The following is a 17,412-nucleotide window of genomic DNA, read 5'->3' as shown; positions in this document are numbered from 1 at the left end:
GGATGTCCTGCCGACAGCACCCGGGGCCGCGTTGGTGATTTAGAGGGAATCATGAACTGTGGCGCCGTCACAGGGTTTTTACCCAACTTCGTGGGGTTTCCATCCCTCAGAGGGCTCCACAGCTCAACTGTTCAACCACGGCGTGCGCCGGGGCGGCCGGAGCGTGCGCCGGAGCTCTGTTATGCACACCGGGCGCGGCACACGGGACGGGGGCGCGGAGACCGACCCGGTCGGTGTCCGCGCCCCCGTCTCCCCCGCTTCCCCCGTCCCCCGTCCCCCGGTGCGGATGCGGTTCCTCCTCGGAGGAGCTCAGCTGCCCCGTGTCAGCTGCCTCCTCCGCCGCATCCGCCCCCGCCGCCACCGCAGGACGACGAGCCGCCCCCGCAGGACGACGAGCTGCCACCGCCGCAGGAGTGGCCGCCGGACGAGCCGCCGTCGGACGACCCCGAGCCGCTGTCGCCGATGCCGCCCATGCCGCTCGCGACCCACCAGCTGCTGTCGCCGGCGCTGCTGTTGTGGCTGCCACCCGACGACCGCCGGCCGTGGCCACCACCGCGGCCCGCCGGTCGTACCGTGTGGCGCCGGCGGCCGGCGCCGATGGCGATGAGCGTCCCGACAAGGACGAAGCAGACGATCGCCAGGATGATGCCGATGACCATGGCGTCACCCTCCTTCCGATTCCCCCGAAGCGGCCCCCCGTGGGCGCCTCGCTTGGTGCGTGCCGTGGAGATGCCCCTCCCTCACCCCGCCCAAAGCAGAGTTGAGGAACTCCAGAGCTTGGGCGCAGGATGACCGGCATGACCTCCAGCGCACGCCCCCTCCTCAACCGCCGGCTCGCCGAGTTCGGGACGACGATCTTCGCGGAGATGTCCGCCCTGGCCCTGCAGACCGGATCGATCAACCTGGGTCAGGGTTTCCCCGACACGGACGGGCCCGAGGAGGTCAGGGAGGCGGCCGTGCGGGCGCTGCGCGACGGCCGCGGCAACCAGTACCCGCCGGGCCCGGGCGTTCCCGAGCTGCGGACGGCGATCGCCGCGCACCAGGAACACCGGTACGGCCTGTCGTACGAGCCGGACACGGAGGTGCTGGTCACCGCGGGCGCGACCGAGGCCATCGCCGCCGCGCTGCTGGGGCTGGTGGAGCCGGGTGACGAGGTGGTCGCCCTGGAGCCGTACTACGACTCGTACGCGGCCTGCATCGCGATGGCGGGCGGCACGCGCGTGCCGGTCACCCTGCGCCCGTACGAGGGAAGCTTCCGTCTCGACCTCGACGAGCTGCGCGCCGCCGTCACGGACCGCACCCGGCTGCTGCTGATCAACACCCCGCACAACCCGACCGGCACCGTCCTCACCCGCGAGGAGCTCACCGCGATCGCCGAGCTGGCCGTCGAGCGCGACCTGCTCGTGGTGACGGACGAGGTGTACGAGCACCTGGTCTTCGACGAGGCCGAGCACGTGCCGCTGGCGACCCTCCCGGGGATGCGCGAGCGGACGGTGTCGATCGGCTCGGCCGGCAAGACGTTCTCGTTCACCGGCTGGAAGGTGGGGTGGGTGACGGCGGCCCCGGGGCTGGTGGCGGCCGTCCGCTCGGCGAAGCAGTATCTGACGTACGTCACCTCGGGGCCCTTCCAGTACGCCGTCGCCGAGGCCCTGCGCCTGCCCGACTCGTACTTCGCGGACTTCCGCGCGGACATGCTGGCCAAACGGGACCTGCTCGCGGGCGGCCTGGAGCGGGCGGGCTTCAAGGTCTTCCGCCCGGCCGGCACGTACTTCATCACCACCGACATCCGGCCCCTTGGTGAGAGCGACGGTTTCGCCTTCTGCCGTGCGCTGCCGGAGCGCTGCGGGGTGGTCGCGATCCCCAACGCGGTCTTCTACGACCACCGTGAGCAGGGCGCACCCTTTGTCCGCTTCGCGTTCTGCAAGCGGACAGGCGTGCTGGAGGAGGCGGCCTCCCGACTCAAGACGCTGGCCGCCTAACAGCCACGAGACCCCCCACCTGGTCACCGAGGCACTGCGCCGCATGATCCAGCACCCGCATCCGCCGCGTGCTGGCGATGCGGATCGCCGCCGGGGACGTCGTAAAAGTACGTGCGGGTGCGGATCTGCCCGGTGGACAGTCGCTCGCGGCGGCGCTCCAGGTATCCGGCCGCTTCGAGTTCCCTGAGCGCCCGCGAGATGAGGATCTCGCCCTCGGTGAAGTGCTCGCACAGGGCGGCGATGGTCACGGGGGTGCCGGTGGGCAGGGAGAGGATGTACACCGCGACGCCGATCGTGACCGCGCTGCCGCGTCGCTGGGCGAGGGCGTTGGAGATCACGGTGAAGTCGGCCGTGAGGCGGGTGCGTACGTGAATCACGCCGGAGGTTGGTGCTCCGGCGTCGGCGCGCAGGGGCGCGTTAGACTGCGGGTCAGCCATCGGGAAGGTGCTACTTCCTGGTTGGTCAGGCCCTCGTTCGGGATGCCAGTCCCGGCCGGGGGCCGTATCTGTTTGCGGTTGTCGCGGCGAACGTAACCGCCCGTATCCCGCCCCTGCAAGCCAGTCACTCGGACGGGTGACGCGGGCTTCGCGGGCGGGGAGGGTGGGTGGGCGGGTAGTTCTTTCTCCCGGTTCTTTCAGGAGGTCAGTGGCCCGCCGGACCCTCGCGGACAAGGGCCCGGCGAGCCCGGAACGCGGACGGTGGCCGGGTCCCGGCCAACTCAGGAACGGTGGCGGCCGGCCTTCAACTCACCTATGAAGGCGGCCCAGGAGGCGGCTTCGAAGCACAGCGCCGGACCGTGCGGGACCTTGCTGTCACGGACGGGGACGACGGCCGTTCGGAACCCGTCGGCCACCTCCACGCAGTCGCCCCCTGCCTGATTGAGCGCACGCGCCAGTTCCAGCGTCGGCTTCGCCCCGGACGCCCGCTCGATCTGCGTGATCCGCGTGCTCACCACGTGCGTCTTGTCGCCAAGCTCGGCCTGCGTCAGTCCGGCCGCCGTACGGAGCCTGCGTACCCGCGCGCCGAACAGCGCCGCCATCGACGCACTGGGGTCAATTCCGTTGGCCAAGGCGTCACTTCCGTTCCTTACGGGTTGAAAAGTAAGGCTGTGTCACCTGTCGAGCGTAGGGCGATCGGTCGACTCTTGAGCACGGAACGTGACGACTCGCATTCGCCGCGGGACGCCTCAGCTCGACAGACAAGGACGGACAAGCCGTGCTGACAGGAACGACCACCCCGGGAGACGAGCCAGGGCGGAGCGCCGCGCCCGTTGCGGCGGAAACCGCCGCGCTCGTCGACGAAGCACGCGAACTTCCCGTGTTCGCCGAGCAGTTCGTTTGCTCGCCGCGGGGCGCGCACCTCGCCCGACACCTCGCCGTCCGGCGCATGGAGGTGTGGGGCTACCCGCCGGCGTCGGACGTCTCGTGCGCGGTCGCCCTCGTCGTCGGCGAACTCACCGCGAACGCCGTACAGCACGGCCGGGTTCCGGGACGCGACTTCGGCCTCCGGCTCGCCCTCGACGTGGCTGCGCGGGCCTCGTTCGCATCGAGGTCGCGGACGCCGCCGCGAAGCAGCCGCCCACGGCCCCGCCGTCGTCGTACCCGGAGGGCGAGTCGGGTCGAGGACTTCTCCTGGTGGACGTCCTGGCCGTGCGCTGGGGGTCGGCGCCTCGCCGGCCCGTAGGCAAGACGGTATGGGCGGAGGTAGCCGTCGAGGCGGCAGCGAGGTCCGCGGGCTGACCAGGTTTCCCACAGGCTGTGGACGGCGAGAGCCCGGCCCTGGCACGCGACCGTGGTGGTCGGCGCCCTGGCCGGGCTCTCTTTCGCCGCTACGGGCGGTACAGGCCGTTACGGGCCCGGGGGGACTACTCGTCCTCTTCGGGCTTCTCCGCCTCGTTGACCTCCTGCTCAAGGCCGAGCTGCTCGACGAGCCACTTGTCGAACTCGATGGCGGCCCGCACCCAGCTGACCGTGGAGGAGACGAAGTGCTCCAGGCTGACGCCGGTGCCGATCAGCATCTGCGCCTCGCCGATCAGACGGACGGTGCCGTCGTCATGCGTGTGCGTGTAGACCTTGGGCCACAGGGTGCGCCGGTTCCAGTCGTCGATGGACTCCAGCAGCAGAGGCTTCTCGTCGATCTTGTGGGGGCGGTCGTAGAACGTCCGCACCGAGAAGACCTGCTGGTCACCCTCACCACGGAACATGAAGTACGTACGGAACTGCTCCCACGGCGCCGCGAGGTCACCCTCGTCGTCGACGACATACTTCAGCTCCATCTGGTCGAGGAGCTGTTTCACGAGGTCCTGATCCGGGACGACGGGGCCCGCCGGACCTGACGGCTGCGGCTCGGGCTGGCCCCCGAAGTTCGGAATCGAGGACGGGTCGATGGTCACCGTGATTTTCCCTTCGTACGGATCCTGCCATCCTCCCCCATGCGGGGAGGGGGGTGGCAAGCCCAGGCGAGTCTGTGAGCCACGGGCTGACATGATCCGGTCAGCAGGAAGCAGGTGCAGCAAGCAGGTACCGACGGGTACCCGGCGAAGGGGGAACTCATGACGCGGAGCGGCGACGAACCCGTGACGCAGCCGAGGACGCCCGGCAGGACCCGCTGGGGCGTGTTCGCGGCGATCCTGGCGTTACCGGGCCTGCTGGTGGCGGGAGCGCTCGTGCTGCTCCTCCTGTGGCTGTTCACGGACGACACCGCACGGACCGGGGTCGAGAAGGCACCCTGCGCGGAGGCGCTGGCCTTCGGCGGGGCGAAGCTGCCCTCCGGCGCGGACGACGCCGCCTGCGAGCTGCAGTCCGGCATTGACACCCGCTACGACGCCCGCTTCCGTATGCCCCGCGACGAGGTACGCGGCTGGCTGGCGGCCACGTACCGGGACGGGCCCGAGCCGCGGACCTCGCAGTGCGGCGAGGCCACGGCCGACCTCTGCCTGAACCTGGGCCCCGGGGAGTCCGGCGGCAACGGCGCCGTACAGGTGGACATCACTCACGACGGGCCCGACTGGTCCCGGGTGCGGTTCGTGGCGTTCACGCTGTGACCGAGACCGAGACCGAGACCGAGACCGAGACCGAGACCCGGGCGGGGGCCGGGAAGACCGGCCACCCCGCCCGTGCCGTTCGTCCGCTCAGAGCGTCTTGCCGGTCGACGGCCCGACGATCAGGCCGTCCCCGAACGTGTCCACCCGGACCGTGTCGCCGTCCTTGATCTCGCCGGAGAGGATCTCCTTGGCGAGCCGGTCGCCGATGGCGGTCTGGACGAGGCGGCGCAGCGGGCGGGCGCCGTAGGCCGGGTCCATGCCCTCGGTCGCGAGCCAGGCCAGAGCGTCCTCGCTGACCTCCAGGGTGAGGCGGCGCTCGGCGAGGCGCACCGCGAGGCGGTCGATCTGGAGGCGGGCGATCCGGCTCAGCTCGTCCTTCGTCAGGGCCGAGAAGACGACCAGGTCGTCGAGCCGGTTGAGGAACTCCGGCTTGAAGGAGGACCGGACCACCTCCAGCACCTGCTCCTTCTTCTCCGCCTCGCTCGTGATCGGGTCGACGAGGAACTGGCTGCCCAGGTTCGAGGTGAGGACCAGGATCGTGTTGCGGAAGTCCACCGTTCGGCCCTGGCCGTCCGTCAGGCGGCCGTCGTCCAGCACCTGGAGGAGGATGTCGAAGACCTCCGGGTGCGCCTTCTCGACCTCGTCGAGCAGGACGACGCTGTACGGCCGCCGCCGCACCGCCTCCGTGAGCTGGCCGCCCTCCTCGTAGCCGACGTAGCCGGGAGGGGCGCCGACGAGCCGGGACACGGTGTGCTTCTCGCCGTACTCGCTCATGTCGATGCGGACCATGGCCCGCTCGTCGTCGAACAGGAAGTCGGCGAGGGCCTTGGCGAGTTCGGTCTTGCCGACGCCGGTGGGGCCGAGGAAGAGGAAGGAGCCGGTCGGGCGGTCGGGGTCCGCGATGCCGGCGCGGGTGCGCCGTACGGCGTCCGACACGGCCTGCACGGCCTCCTTCTGCCCGATGAGGCGACGGCCCAACTCCTCCTCCATGCGCAGGAGTTTCTGCGTCTCGCCCTCCATGAGGCGCCCGGCGGGAATGCCGGTCCAGGCGGCGACGGTGTCGGCGATGTCGTCGGCGCCGACCTCCTCCTTGACCATGGTGTCCTTGGAGGCTTCCTCCTCGGCCTGCGAGGCGGCCTCCAAGTCCCGTTCCAGGGTGGGGATCTCGCCGTACAGCAGCTTGGAGGCGGTGTCGAAGTCGCCGTCGCGCTGGGCCCGTTCGGCCTGGCCCCGCAGTTCGTCGAGCTTCTCCTTCAGCTCGCCGACGCGGTTGAGGGACTGCTTCTCCTTCTCCCAGCGGGCGGTCAGGCCCCGCAGCTCCTCCTCCTTGTCGGCGAGATCGCGCCGCAGCCGCTCCAGCCGCTCCCGCGAGGCCGGGTCTGTCTCCTTGACCAGCGCGAGCTCCTCCATCTTCAGCCGGTCGACGCCGCGCTGGAGTTCGTCGATCTCCAGGGGCGAGGAGTCGATCTCCATGCGGAGGCGGGAGGCCGCCTCGTCGACCAGGTCGATGGCCTTGTCGGGGAGGAAGCGGGAGGTGATGTACCGGTCGGAGAGCGTCGCGGCCGCGACCAGCGCGCTGTCCGCGATCACGACCTTGTGGTGGGCCTCGTAGCGGCCCTTGAGCCCGCGCAGGATGGCGATGGTGTCCTCGACGCTCGGCTCGGCGACCAGCACCTGCTGGAAGCGGCGCTCCAGGGCCGGATCCTTCTCGATCCGCTCGCGGTACTCGTCCAGGGTCGTGGCGCCGACCATGCGCAGCTCACCGCGGGCGAGCATGGGCTTGAGCATGTTGCCGGCGTCCATCGAGGAGTCCCCGCCGGCTCCGGCGCCCACGACGGTGTGCAGCTCGTCGATGAAGGTGATGACCTGCCCGTCGGAGTCCTTGATCTCCGCGAGGACGGTCTTCAGCCGCTCCTCGAACTCACCGCGGTACTTCGCCCCGGCGACCATGGCGCTGATGTCGAGCGCGACGAGCCGCTTGTTCTTGAGGGACTCGGGCACGTCGCCCTTGATGATCCGCTGGGCGAGCCCTTCGACCACGGCGGTCTTGCCGACGCCGGGCTCACCGATGAGCACGGGGTTGTTCTTGGTCCGGCGGGACAGCACCTGCACCACGCGGCGGATCTCCTGGTCCCGCCCGATGACGGGATCGAGCTTGCCCTCCCGCGCGGCGGCGGTGAAGTCGGTCCCGAACTTCTCCAGGGCCTTGTACTGGCCCTCGGGGTCGGCGGTGGTCACGCGGCGTCCTCCCCTTGCCTTCTGGAAGGCCTCCGACAGCTTCTTCGCCGTGGCCCCCTGCCCGGAGAGTACGTCCCCGGCCGGGCCGCCCTTCGCGGCGATGCCGATCAGCAGGTGCTCGGTGGAGAGGTACTCGTCGCCGAGGTCCCTGGCCCGCTCCTGGGCGTCCGCGATCACGGCGAGCAGTTCGCGGTTGGGCTGCGGGGGCGCGACGGTGGACCCGGTCACGCTGGGCAGCGAGGCCAGCACTTTCTCGGCGCCGACCCGCACGGCGGCCTGGTCGGCGTCGACGGCGGCCAGCAGATCGACGATGTTCTCGTTCTCCTGCCCCTGCAGCAGCGCCAGGAGCAGATGGGCCGGGGTGAGGTCCGGGTGCCCCTCGGTCACGGCCCGGTTGCCGGCCGCGTTGATGGCGTCCCGGCTCCGGTTGGTCAGCTCGGCGTCCACGTTCGCTGTCTCCTCCTCGGCGTCCTTGCGTCAGCCGTCCCGTCTCACAGTGACTCAATCAACGTACACAAAGTTGAGTCTATTCCACTCAAGGTGTCCGGTGGGGGTCCTGGACCGGCTAACTTCCGGACCATGGCCGCATACCCTCAGGACCCGGGTGCCCCGAACGCGCCGTACCTCAGCTTCTGGCGCGAACGACATCTGTGCACCCTGACCACACCACGCCCGGACGGCAGCCCGCACGTAGTACCCGTCGGAGTGACATACGACCCCGAGGGCCGTCTGGCTCGGGTGATCGCGGACAAGAAGAGCACCAAGGTCCGCAACATCCTGGCGGCGGGGCCGGCGGGGGCCCTGGTCGCGGTCTGCCAGGTCGACGGCCGCCGCTGGGCCACGCTGGAGGGGCGGGCGCTCGTGCGCACGGAGGCGGAACAGGTCGCGGAGGCGGAGCGCCACTACGAGGAGCGCTACGGGCACGCACCGCGCCCGAACCCGACGCGGGTGGTCATCGAGATCGCACTGACGCGGGCGATGGGGCGGGGCTGAGGGGCGGGGCCGAGAGGCCGGTGGCCGGTGGCCGGGCCGAGAGGCCAGACCAGGAACCGGGCCGAGGGACCGGGCGAGGGAAAGAGGACGAACGGTCGGTCTTTGAGGGCCGCCGAAGCCCGCCCCGTACGCAAGATCGACCGCTTTCGGCCACACCTCGATTCACCCGATACCCGGAAATGTCCCGTAAAACTGCAGCGGCGTCACCGTGTTCAGGTCACGGTGACGCCGCTGCGGGGGGAAGCACCTGAGCGATCTGTTACGACGGGGGAATCGCGTCAGGCACTGCGGGGGGTGGCTGAGATGGTCCTTACGGGCGGAGTGTCCGACTCCACCAGTCGATGGTCCCGCTGGTCCAGGTTCACAAAGATCATTCCGTACCGAATGGCACACCGCACAGGCTGCGGCGCGCCCCGGGGCTTCCTCAGGCACCGGTAGGCCCGTACGTCCTCGTCCTCGTCGCGCGTCACGACGACCGGCTCACCGAAGACGGTCACCATCAGCGAGTCACCGGCGTGGGGGATCGCGGTGACAAGGTCGATGAAGTGCCATCCCGAGCGGTAGGCGGTGGCCATTTCGCGGCGGAAGGAGCGGTCGTCGGGTGGAGTGGTCATGCGTCCGCGCCCGCCGGGGTGGACCAGCCGACGTCACCGTTGGCACCGAGGGGGGTCCCCCAGCCGACGTCCTCGCTGGCACCGGCGACAGTCGCCCAGCCGACGTCCTTCACCGCGGCCTTGCTCGCCTCTCCAGTGGGACTCGCCCAGCCGACGTCGAGAGGACCGGCCATACCGCTGGCCAGCGCAACAACGAAGGCAGTGGCAAGCACCGAGCGAAGCATTCTCTTTTTCATAGTCGGCTTCGTCCTCACTTGATGGCTTCCTCTCCCCCGTGAAACAAGACGATGGCTCATTCAGGCACGTCAATGCCACACAAGAGATGCATCATGTTCCTGCACGTTCAGGACCCTGGGGGGTGGAGATTTGCCATCGAAGAGTACAAAAGGGATACATCCGCATGGCATAGCCGACCTATGTGCGGAAGGTGCGCGTATTTATGCCACCGCTCTCGGCGCCGGACGCGTCTCTCGCCGTGAGGTCGAGCCTGCCCCATGTCTGCTCGAGTTCGCGCTGCTCCACCCCGATCCGGACGACGCCCAGTGGCTCCGTCCGGTTCCGCCGTCCGTCGTGCTGGCTCAGCAACTCCAGCCCCTGGAACGCGAGATCCAGGACCGCCGCCGGCTCACCCTCGACCTCGCGGGCACCTTCCAGCCGTTCCTGGAGATCAGTGCCCAGAAACCCGCCACCACGCACGCCATCACCGTGCTGGAAGGCATCGACCGCATCCACTCGGCGCTCGACGTGGCGATCGCCGAGGCCCGCACCGAAGTCCTGACGGTCCAGCCCGGCGGCAGCCGGCCGGAGCACATCCTCAGCCAGGCACTGAAGCGCAGCAAGCCACTGATCGAGCGCGGCATCTCCATGCGCACCCTGTACCAGCACACGGTCCGGCACAGCCAGAGCACCTACGCGTACATGGACAAGATGGCCGGCGCCAAGGTGGAGATCCGCACGCTGGAGGAACTCATCGAGCGGCTCATCATCTGCGACAGCACGGTCGCCTTCATCCCGGCACAGGACGACCGGACGGTCGCCCTGGAACTGCGCCACCCCGGTCTCGTGCAGTACCTCACCAAGGTCTTCGAGCAGCTCTGGCAGCGAGCGACCCCCCTCATGGACGAGGTCCGGTACGAATCGACACCCGAGGGCATCACCGGCGTCCAGCGGACCATCGCCAAGCTCCTCATCGACGGCCACGTGGACGAGGCGATCGCCAGGCGACTCGGCATGAACGTCCGCACCTGCCGCGCTCACATCGCCAAACTCGCCGCAGCCCTGGGCAGTGGGAGCCGGGCACAACTCGGTTTTCTCATCGCGCAGTCGGGGATCCTGGACCAGGAACACGCGGGCCCGAAGGAAGACGGCCATCCGTGAGCGAGGCCCACTCCCCCACGACCGCGACGGAGGAAGTCGGCGCGCCGCACCAGGAGCACGGCGCGGAAGACCTCTGCGTGGCGGCAAGGGAGCTGTACGAGGCCGCCCTGCGCGAAGGGCACGTGAGCGCGGCCGACGCGGAAGCGGCGCCCTGTCTGGTCGACTTCGGGCTTCTGCACCCCGCAGTCGAGGACCTGAACCGGCTGGAGCCCGTCCCTCCGGCCGTCGCCCTGCACCGGATGCTGCGCACCACGGCGGGCCGCATCGCCGACGAACGCCGGCGCGAGCAGCGGCTGGCCGAGACCTTCGAGCCGCTCATGCGGATCGACGGGCGGCACACGGCGACCGCGGACCTGCCGGGCATCACCGTCCTCGGCGGACTCGACCGGATCAACGAGGCCATCACCAAGGCCATGGCGGACGCCTCCCGCGAACTGCTCGCCATCCAGCCCTACGACGGCCGGAATCCCGCCGCCCGCCTGGCCCAGAGCCTGGGCCGCGACCAGGCCCTGCTCGACCGCGGCGGCCGCATCCGCACCCTCTACCAGCACACGCAGCGCCACTCCCCCGCCGTGATCGCCCGCTACGAGCAGCTGAACGGCGACGCCGAGGCACGCACCCTCGACCAGGTCACCGAGCGCCTCGTCGTGATCGACCACGCGGTCGCCTTCGTCCCGGCCAGCAAGGACCGCGGGCTCGCCCTGGAAGTCCGCCACCCGGCGCTCGTCGACTTCTTCGCCACCACCTTCGACCGCCTCTGGCACCTGGCCACGCCCATGTACCCGCAAGCGGTCCAGCAGGTCACCCTGAACGGCATCACCCCCCGCCAACGAGCCATAGCCGCCCTGCTGATCGAGGGCCACACCGACGCCGTCATAGCCGACCGCCTCGGCCTGAACATCCGCACCGCCCGCGAGCACATCGCCAAACTCGCCTCGACTCTCGGCAGCGAGAGTCGGGCGCAGCTCGGTTACCTCATCGGACGGTCCGGGATCCTTGATCAGGAAGGGTGAGCGAGGCCGCCGGCGGTCCCGAGCCCGCCGCCGCTGCCACGTCGGCCGGACGGGACGTACCGTCGAGGCCCACCTGGGCGATGCGGACGCCCAGTTGCGTACGGCTGGCCGCGCCGAGCGTCTCCGACAACCGCGCGATGTGCGCCCGGCAGGTCCGGACGCTGATCCCCAGCCGTTCCGCGATCACCGCGTCCTGGTGGCCCTCCGCGAGCAGCGCCGCGATGGACTGCTCCCGGTGCGAGATGCCCTTGATGCCGGTGTCGGGGAGGGGGGCGGTCAGCGGGAGCGCGAGGCGCCACAGGCGTTCGAAGACCGTGACCAGGTACTGCACCAGGGCCGGATGCCGTAGCTCCAGGGCCAGTGTGCGGTCCGGGTTCGCCGGGATGAAGGCGACCGTGCGGTCGAAGAGGATGAGGCGGTCGATGACCTCGTCCAGCGTGCGCGCCTGGACCGTGCCGCCCATCAGTTCCAGGTAGTTGAGCAGGCCCTGCCCGTGCCGCGCCACGTGCGTGTACAGATCGCGCATGCGAACGCCCCGGCCGCGCAGCGCCAAGGCCCGGTGCAGGCCTTCCGTCAGCTCGTGCTCGGGGCGGATGCCGCCGGGCTGGACGGTCAGGACCTCCGTCGTGCAGGCCTCCGTCGCCTCGTCCATCGCGGCCTGGATGCGGGAGAGGCCGTCGAGGACGCGGATCGCGCCGCCCTCGGCGGCGGCCGCCTGCCGCTGCGGTCCCAGACCCGCGTACCACTCGAAGGCCGCGACCGCCGAGCCCACCCGCCGCTGACTGGCGCTGACCTCGTCGTACAGTCCGCGCAGCAGCCGTGTCATGACCTCCTGGGGTGCCGTCGGCACCAGCCAGGCCATGTCGTCGGGGTCCGGGTGGAGCAGGGCCAGATCCAGCAGGCAGGGCACCGGCTCGGCGTCCTCGCGCGGCACGCGGCCCCGCCGCACGGCCCGGGAATACACGCGATCCCCGGCCTCGCACAGTCGGTCGGCACCATGTGGATGCTCATCCGCCCCGTGCCCGGCCATCGCCCATCCCACCCCCGGTTCCAGCGTCTTCCGCAGCGCAACTATGCGCGGACCCGACCCGCTCCGCAACACAGCTCCTCCCGCCTCAGCAGGGAGAAAGCACCGGTATGCCCCACTAGATCCACGCCTCCGCCAGTCGGGTTGCAACAAGCTGACGGTGGTGTTCAGTACCCGCCGGGCACCCGGCGGAACCCGCGCCGCCACAGCCACGACACTCCGCGGCGCCACTCGCCCCGGGCACCCCACCCGCACCCCTGTTCCGCGTGAGCTCCCGGAAATGCCCGAGTGATCGTCGCGTTACGTCCCGCCTCTAACGTCAGGCCATGGCGGACATATTTGACGCGTACGCGTTGGCCGACGCGTGGGACGAGATGTTTGAGCGGCCGGGTGAGGTCAGGACCGCCTATGAGCCGGTGCTGGCGGCACTTCAGCCGATCGAGCCGAGCGAACTGCGCTTCCGGGCCGACCAGATGGCCAGAGCGTTCACCGACCGGGGAGTGACCTACGCCTTCGCGGGCGAGGAGCGGCCCTGGCCGCTGGACCTGGTGCCCAGGATCCTCGACGCCCTGGAATGGGATCTCATACAACGCGGGGTGAGCCAGAGAGTCAGGGCCCTGGAGGCCTACCTCTCCGACGCCTACGGGCCCGCCCGTGCCTTCGAGGACGGGGTCGTGCCCTGGCGGCTGCTCCTCAACTCCCCCCACTTCCACCGTGCGGCCCACGGGGTCGAGCCCCCGGGAGGCGTACGTATCCACGTCGCCGGCATCGATCTCGTCCGGGACGAGGCCGGGGACTTCCGGGTCCTCGAGGACAACGTGCGCGTGCCCAGCGGGGTCTCGTACGTCATCGAGAACCGGCGCGCGATGACCCGGATCTTCCCGTCCCTCTTCGCCGAGCAGCACGTCGTCCCCGTCGACGGATACGCCCAGCGCCTGCTCGCCGCCCTGCGCGCCGCCGCACCCGACGGCACCCAGGACCCGCGGGTGGTCGTCCTGACCCCCGGGCCGAGCAACGCCGCCTACTTCGAACACGCCCTGCTCGCCCGGCTGATGGGCGTGCAACTGGTCGAGGGGCACGACCTCGCCTGCCGCGGCAACCGGGTGTGGATGCGGACCACCCGCGGCGAGGTACCCGTCCATGTCGTATACCGGCGCCTGGACGACGACTTCCTCGACCCGCTCCACTTCCGCCCCGACTCGGTGATCGGCTGCCCCGGCATCATGGGCGCCGCCCTGGCGGGGAACGTCACGCTCGCCAACGCCGTCGGCAACGGCATCGCGGACGACAAGCTGCTCTACACGTACGTCCCGGACCTGATCCGGTACTACCTCTCCGAAGAACCGATTCTTCCCAACGTGGAGTCCTTCCGGCCGGACGAACCCGGCCAGCTGGACGCCGTCCTCGACCAGATCGACCAGCTGGTCATCAAGCCGGTCGACGGCGCCGGCGGCCAGGGCATCGTCATCGGCCCGAAGGCCGACCGCGAGACCCTCGAACGCACCCGCGCGGCCGTCATCGCCGACCCCCGCGGCTTCATCGCGCAGCGGCCCGTCGCCCTGTCGACCTCCCCCACCCTCGCGGGCGAACGCATGGCGCCACGCCACATAGACCTACGGCCCTTTGCCGTCAACGACGGCAACGACGTCTGGGTCCTGCCCGGCGGCCTCACCCGCGTCGCCCTCCAGGAGGGCAACCTGATCGTCAACTCCAGCCAGGGCGGCGGCTCCAAGGACACCTGGGTGCTCGCCGAGGGGCCCGCGCAGCAGCCCGCCCCGGTCGGCAACGGCTCGGTGCCCGCCGTGGCGCCCCGCCAGCTCGGACCCGACGGCGCCCCCGCCGTCGTACAGGAAGGGGCGCAGCAGCAGTGAACGACGTGATCCTGTCCCGGATAGCCGAGGCCCTCACCTGGACCGGACGGTATGTCGAGCGCGCGGACAACACCGGCCGCATCCTCGACGCCTACCTGCACCGCATGCTGGAGGACCCCTGGCGCGACGAGGACGTGGCCTGCCGGTCGCTGTACGCGATCCTCGGCGTCGACGCGGGCGACGAGCGCGTCGACATGCAGCAGGTCCTGGACCAGCTGGCCTTCGACGCCCGCTCCACCTGCTCCATCGAGGGCGCGCTCGGCGCGGCCCGGCTCAACGCCCGCAGCGCCCGCGAGGCGGTCTCCTCCGAGATGTGGGAGTGCCTCAACTCCACCTGGCACGCCCTCGCCGACCAACGGCTCGCGGCCCGCCGCACCGGCCCGTACGCCTACCTGGAACTGGTACGCCGCCGGGCGGCCCTCTTCTTCGGCCTGGCCGACTCCACCATGAGCCGCGACGACAGCTGGCGGTTCGTCGTCCTGGGCAGGAGCCTGGAACGGGTGGACATGACCGTACGACTGCTGTCCGTGCGCGTACTCGACGCGGCGCACGCGCCCGACTGGCCGACCCTGCTCAGCGCGTCCGGCGCCGACGAGGCGTACGCGCGCGTGCACAGCGGCTTCGGCGACACCCCGCGGGTGGCCGAATTCCTGCTCATGGACCGGGAGTTCCCGCGCTCCGCGCTGCACGCCCTGACGACCGCGGAGGAGTGCCTCGCCGCGCTCGGGCGCCCCCGCCAGGACCCGGCGCGCCGTCCGATCGGCCGGATGCGCACCCGCCTCGAGTACCTGGACTCCCAGGCACTGGAAGACCAGCTCCCGCACCTCCTCCGCGACTTGCAGCAGGCCTGCATGGCGTCCGCGGACGGCGTGGCCGAGCGGTTCTTCCCCTACCAGGGCCCCGTCGAGTGGGCCACAGAAGGAGCCTGAGATGACGACGACGACCACGATGACCACCCAGGGCATGCGCCGCCTCCGCATCCGGCACGTCACCCGGGTCTCCTACGCCCAGGCCGCGGTCTCCTCGCACAACGAGGTCCGCATGACCCCGCTGACCCTGCCCCACCAGACCACGCTGGACTCCCGGGTCACCGTCAGCCCGACGGCCACCACCTGGTCGTACTGGGACTACTGGGGCACCCAGGTCACCGGCTTCGACCTGATGGACCCGCACGCCGACCTGACCATCACCGCCTCCAGCCTGGTCGAGACCCACGCACCGGGCCCCCTCCCCCAGCCCCCGGACTGGCCGGAAGTAGCCGCACACACCGCCCGCTCCCGCCTCCTGGAGTTCGCGGGCGAGACTCCCCGTACGACGCTCCCCGCCGAGCTGATCGAGCAGGCGAGGGCCGCGTCGGCCGGCCTCGACCCGCACGAGACGGCCGCCACGGTCTCGGCCCTGGTAGCCGACCGCGTCTCCTACCTCCCCGGCTCCACCGGGGTGACCACCTCCGCCGCCGAGGCCTGGGAACAGGGCGCGGGCGTCTGCCAGGACATCGCCCACGTCACCCTCGCCCTGCTGCGAGGCCTGGGCCTCCCGACGCGCTACGTCTCCGGCTACCTCCACCCCGAACGGGACGCGGAACTCCACCGCCCCGTCGCCGGCCAGAGCCACGCCTGGGTCGAGTACTGGGCGGGCGACTGGTGCGGCTACGACCCCACCAACCGGACACGGGCCGACGAGTCGCATGTCGTGGTGGGTCGGGGGCGGGACTATGACGATGTGACCCCGCACAAGGGGGTTTATCGGGGGGTGGCGGGGGGGTTGCCGGAGGTGACTGTGGAGTTCACTCGGGTGGGGTGAGGCGGGGGGTGCGGGGCGAGGCGGGTGATTGGGGCCGGGTGTCCCCCTCGGCGCCGGTTCGGCTCGGGCCGGCCGGTATGTGGAGACATTGAGCCTTCAAGAGGTGCTGGTCCCGACGATCTGGGGCCACGTACGTCGTCCGAGTCCTGCGCGACACTGGTCGAGTGATTGTCGAACGCGCGTATGCCCACGTCTCCTCGTACGACGAGGACGCCTGGCCCTGGTCCGTGCCCTGCGTCCGGCAGTTGCTCAACGAAGGATTGCGCTTCACCGCGCCGGTGACCTTTCTGGTCGGTGAGAACGGCTCGGGGAAGTCGACCCTGGTCGAAGCGCTGGCGGAGGGGTTCGGTCTGGACTCCTATGGCGGCTCCCACGACTGGCGCTACGCCTCCCCGCGTGGCAAGTCGGCGCTCGGCGAGCGGATGAGGTTCGACGCGGCCTCGCGCGGGCGCCGTATGGTCAGCAGCTGGTCGGCCCGCAAGGGCTTCTTCCTGCGGGCCGAGACCGCGCTGGACGCCCTGGACAGGGAGGGGTTCTCGCCGGACTCGGTCAGCCATGGCGAGGGCTTTCTCGCGGCGTTCCGCGGTAAGTTCCTGCACGCCGGGCTCTATGTTCTCGACGAGCCGGAGGCGGCGCTCTCCTTCTCCTCGTGCCTCGAACTGATCGGGCACATCGACCGGTTGGCCAAGGAGGGCGGCCAGGTCATCTGTGCCACGCACTCACCCTTGCTGACCGCCCTGCCGGGCGCGGACATCGTCGAGGTCGGCGAACACGGCATCCGGAGGGTCGCCTGGCGGGAGCTCGGCATCGTGGATCACTGGCGCCGCTATCTCGCCGACCCGCACGCCTATCTGCGGCACATCGTCGAACCGTAGGGGCGGTCCCCACGGTTCGGGAATCCGGGGAAGACGAAGAAGACCCGCTGTCCTGGCTCGACTGACCGTACGCCGGCTCACGCGGGTGGCGTGACGGCAGTTCCCCGCCGTTTGCCTATGCGTCCTCCATGAGCTGCTTGAGGGTGGTGAGATCGGCGAGGACGGCATCCGCGTCGCGCTGGAAGTCCTCGTCGCTCATCTCGGGCCGCCGACGAAGGCTGAACACGACCTCGCACCCGGCGCCGCCGGCGATCACACGCACCGGGTTGTGGATGACCTCGCCCGACGGCAGGGTCACGTCGTGATCGAGTACGCCGAACTCGTTCTTTTCCGCGAAGGCGACCACGACCCGTCCGAGGAACGTCGACTCCGCGATCCACTGCCCGTCGATCTTCTCGATGGTGCTTCCCAGTCCGTGAGCCCACTCGGGCCAGTTGGTGGGGTCCGAGGCGTAGTCGTAGACCTCGTTGGCGGGGCGGTCGATGTGTGTGCTGATGTGCCGCGAGGTTGAAGCGATGGTTTCCATGACTACGACGGTAGGAACCGCTGCCGACGCAGTCTTGAACAAAACGGACGCGG

General features: G+C 70.3%; 17 protein-coding genes and 2 pseudogenes. 10 read left to right on the top strand and 9 right to left on the bottom strand.

Annotated features, from left to right (window positions below):
• Nucleotides 1-323: 323 nt before the first annotated feature.
• Nucleotides 324-659: a hypothetical protein gene (locus QFZ76_RS27580; protein WP_307676236.1), complete on the bottom strand. Its 336-nt coding sequence runs from the start codon at nucleotides 657-659 to the stop codon at nucleotides 324-326.
• Nucleotides 660-788: 129 nt separating this feature from the next.
• Between QFZ76_RS27580 and QFZ76_RS27575 the strand changes: the two genes are divergently transcribed.
• Nucleotides 789-1,979 (top strand): pyridoxal phosphate-dependent aminotransferase, encoded by a 1,191-nt coding sequence (locus QFZ76_RS27575; protein WP_307676235.1) that lies wholly within the window; start codon nucleotides 789-791, stop codon nucleotides 1,977-1,979.
• 80 nt (nucleotides 1,980-2,059) lie between these two features.
• On the opposite strand, the pseudogene QFZ76_RS27570 reads toward QFZ76_RS27575, so the two are convergent.
• Both QFZ76_RS27570 and QFZ76_RS51865 read right to left on the bottom strand, forming a co-directional pair.
• Nucleotides 2,060-2,416 (bottom strand): annotated as a pseudogene (locus tag QFZ76_RS27570) (hypothetical protein); the annotation flags it as partial.
• A 281-nt stretch (nucleotides 2,417-2,697) separates the two neighbouring features.
• Nucleotides 2,698-3,018, bottom strand: coding sequence for a DUF397 domain-containing protein (locus tag QFZ76_RS51865; protein ID WP_373464540.1), 321 nt, complete (start codon nucleotides 3,016-3,018; stop codon nucleotides 2,698-2,700).
• 176 nt (nucleotides 3,019-3,194) lie between these two features.
• Here QFZ76_RS51865 and QFZ76_RS27555 point away from each other — a divergent pair.
• Nucleotides 3,195-3,718: pseudogene (locus QFZ76_RS27555) on the top strand (ATP-binding protein).
• A gap of 125 nt (nucleotides 3,719-3,843) precedes the next feature.
• On the opposite strand, the gene QFZ76_RS27550 reads toward QFZ76_RS27555, so the two are convergent.
• Nucleotides 3,844-4,371 carry a YbjN domain-containing protein gene (locus QFZ76_RS27550; protein WP_307676234.1) on the bottom strand — a complete coding sequence of 176 codons (528 nt, stop codon included), beginning with the start codon at nucleotides 4,369-4,371 and terminating at the stop codon, nucleotides 3,844-3,846.
• Nucleotides 4,372-4,530: 159 nt separating this feature from the next.
• Here QFZ76_RS27550 and QFZ76_RS27545 point away from each other — a divergent pair, with 159 nt between their 5' ends.
• Nucleotides 4,531-5,022 (top strand): hypothetical protein, encoded by a 492-nt coding sequence (locus QFZ76_RS27545; RefSeq protein WP_307676233.1) that lies wholly within the window; start codon nucleotides 4,531-4,533, stop codon nucleotides 5,020-5,022.
• An 87-nt stretch (nucleotides 5,023-5,109) separates the two neighbouring features.
• Here QFZ76_RS27545 and clpB read toward each other — a convergent pair whose 3' ends face one another.
• Entirely contained in the window at nucleotides 5,110-7,707 is a 2,598-nt protein-coding gene (gene clpB / locus QFZ76_RS27540; RefSeq protein WP_307676232.1) for an ATP-dependent chaperone ClpB, read from the bottom strand.
• A 132-nt stretch (nucleotides 7,708-7,839) separates the two neighbouring features.
• Between clpB and QFZ76_RS27535 the strand changes: the two genes are divergently transcribed.
• Nucleotides 7,840-8,253, top strand: a complete 414-nt coding sequence (locus QFZ76_RS27535; protein ID WP_307676231.1) for a pyridoxamine 5'-phosphate oxidase family protein — start codon at nucleotides 7,840-7,842, stop codon at nucleotides 8,251-8,253.
• A 278-nt stretch (nucleotides 8,254-8,531) separates the two neighbouring features.
• Here QFZ76_RS27535 and QFZ76_RS27530 read toward each other — a convergent pair whose 3' ends face one another.
• Nucleotides 8,532-8,867 carry a hypothetical protein gene (locus tag QFZ76_RS27530; RefSeq protein ID WP_266436247.1) on the bottom strand — a complete coding sequence of 112 codons (336 nt, stop codon included), beginning with the start codon at nucleotides 8,865-8,867 and terminating at the stop codon, nucleotides 8,532-8,534.
• On the bottom strand, nucleotides 8,864-9,079 hold the full coding sequence (locus QFZ76_RS27525) for a hypothetical protein (RefSeq protein WP_307676230.1): 216 nt from the start codon (nucleotides 9,077-9,079) through the stop codon (nucleotides 8,864-8,866). Before QFZ76_RS27525 ends, QFZ76_RS27530 begins: the two co-directional genes overlap by 4 nt.
• A gap of 154 nt (nucleotides 9,080-9,233) precedes the next feature.
• Between QFZ76_RS27525 and QFZ76_RS27520 the strand changes: the two genes are divergently transcribed.
• Complete coding sequence (locus tag QFZ76_RS27520) at nucleotides 9,234-10,244, top strand: helix-turn-helix transcriptional regulator (RefSeq protein WP_307676229.1); 1,011 nt, start codon at nucleotides 9,234-9,236, stop codon at nucleotides 10,242-10,244.
• A complete protein-coding gene (locus QFZ76_RS27515) occupies nucleotides 10,241-11,257 on the top strand; it encodes a helix-turn-helix transcriptional regulator (protein WP_307676228.1) in 1,017 nt (338 codons plus the stop codon). Before QFZ76_RS27520 ends, QFZ76_RS27515 begins: the two co-directional genes overlap by 4 nt.
• Here the strand turns inward: QFZ76_RS27515 and QFZ76_RS27510 are convergent.
• The gene (locus QFZ76_RS27510) at nucleotides 11,220-12,287 is read right to left on the bottom strand and encodes a LuxR C-terminal-related transcriptional regulator (RefSeq protein ID WP_307676227.1); all 1,068 of its coding nucleotides are present in this window, start codon (nucleotides 12,285-12,287) and stop codon (nucleotides 11,220-11,222) included. The genes QFZ76_RS27515 and QFZ76_RS27510 overlap by 38 nt on opposite strands.
• Nucleotides 12,288-12,610: 323 nt before the next feature.
• On the opposite strand from QFZ76_RS27510, the gene QFZ76_RS27505 reads away from it, so the two are divergent.
• The 4 genes from QFZ76_RS27505 to QFZ76_RS27490 all read left to right on the top strand — a co-directional run bounded on the left by QFZ76_RS27505 (nucleotide 12,611) and on the right by QFZ76_RS27490 (nucleotide 16,833).
• A complete protein-coding gene (locus tag QFZ76_RS27505) occupies nucleotides 12,611-14,155 on the top strand; it encodes a circularly permuted type 2 ATP-grasp protein (protein ID WP_307676226.1) in 1,545 nt (514 codons plus the stop codon).
• A complete protein-coding gene (locus QFZ76_RS27500) occupies nucleotides 14,152-15,084 on the top strand; it encodes an alpha-E domain-containing protein (RefSeq protein ID WP_307676225.1) in 933 nt (310 codons plus the stop codon). The genes QFZ76_RS27505 and QFZ76_RS27500 overlap by 4 nt, the downstream gene beginning before the upstream one ends.
• Before the next feature lies 1 nt (nucleotide 15,085).
• Entirely contained in the window at nucleotides 15,086-15,958 is an 873-nt protein-coding gene (locus tag QFZ76_RS27495) for a transglutaminase domain-containing protein (protein WP_373464361.1), read from the top strand.
• Between the two features lie 164 nt (nucleotides 15,959-16,122).
• The gene (locus QFZ76_RS27490) at nucleotides 16,123-16,833 is read left to right on the top strand and encodes an AAA family ATPase (RefSeq protein WP_307676224.1); all 711 of its coding nucleotides are present in this window, start codon (nucleotides 16,123-16,125) and stop codon (nucleotides 16,831-16,833) included.
• Between the two features lie 115 nt (nucleotides 16,834-16,948).
• On the opposite strand, the gene QFZ76_RS27485 is transcribed toward QFZ76_RS27490, so the two are convergent.
• Nucleotides 16,949-17,359 carry an SRPBCC family protein gene (locus tag QFZ76_RS27485; RefSeq protein ID WP_307676222.1) on the bottom strand — a complete coding sequence of 137 codons (411 nt, stop codon included), beginning with the start codon at nucleotides 17,357-17,359 and terminating at the stop codon, nucleotides 16,949-16,951.
• Nucleotides 17,360-17,412: the final 53 nt, after the last annotated feature.

Origin of the sequence: Streptomyces sp. V4I2, from assembly GCF_030817655.1 — a bacterium.
In the GTDB taxonomy this organism is placed as follows: domain Bacteria; phylum Actinomycetota; class Actinomycetes; order Streptomycetales; family Streptomycetaceae; genus Streptomyces; species Streptomyces plumbiresistens.
Note: the sequence above shows the minus strand (reverse complement) of the source record. Positions and strands in the feature narration are given on the sequence as shown.

Bases quoted from the DNA above. Each gene is read 5' to 3' on its own strand.
- QFZ76_RS27580 (WP_307676236.1), bottom strand. From the start codon at position 659: ATGGTCATCGGCATCATCCTGGCGATCGTCTGCTTCGTCCTTGTCGGG.
- QFZ76_RS27575 (WP_307676235.1), top strand. From the start codon at position 789: ATGACCGGCATGACCTCCAGCGCACGCCCCCTCCTCAACCGCCGGCTC.
- QFZ76_RS51865 (WP_373464540.1), bottom strand. From the start codon at position 3,018: ATGGCGGCGCTGTTCGGCGCGCGGGTACGCAGGCTCCGTACGGCGGCC.
- QFZ76_RS27545 (WP_307676233.1), top strand. From the start codon at position 4,531: ATGACGCGGAGCGGCGACGAACCCGTGACGCAGCCGAGGACGCCCGGC.
- QFZ76_RS27535 (WP_307676231.1), top strand. From the start codon at position 7,840: ATGGCCGCATACCCTCAGGACCCGGGTGCCCCGAACGCGCCGTACCTC.
- QFZ76_RS27530 (WP_266436247.1), bottom strand. From the start codon at position 8,867: ATGACCACTCCACCCGACGACCGCTCCTTCCGCCGCGAAATGGCCACC.
- QFZ76_RS27510 (WP_307676227.1), bottom strand. From the start codon at position 12,287: ATGGCCGGGCACGGGGCGGATGAGCATCCACATGGTGCCGACCGACTG.
- QFZ76_RS27505 (WP_307676226.1), top strand. From the start codon at position 12,611: ATGGCGGACATATTTGACGCGTACGCGTTGGCCGACGCGTGGGACGAG.
- QFZ76_RS27495 (WP_373464361.1), top strand. From the start codon at position 15,086: ATGACGACGACGACCACGATGACCACCCAGGGCATGCGCCGCCTCCGC.
- QFZ76_RS27485 (WP_307676222.1), bottom strand. From the start codon at position 17,359: ATGGAAACCATCGCTTCAACCTCGCGGCACATCAGCACACACATCGAC.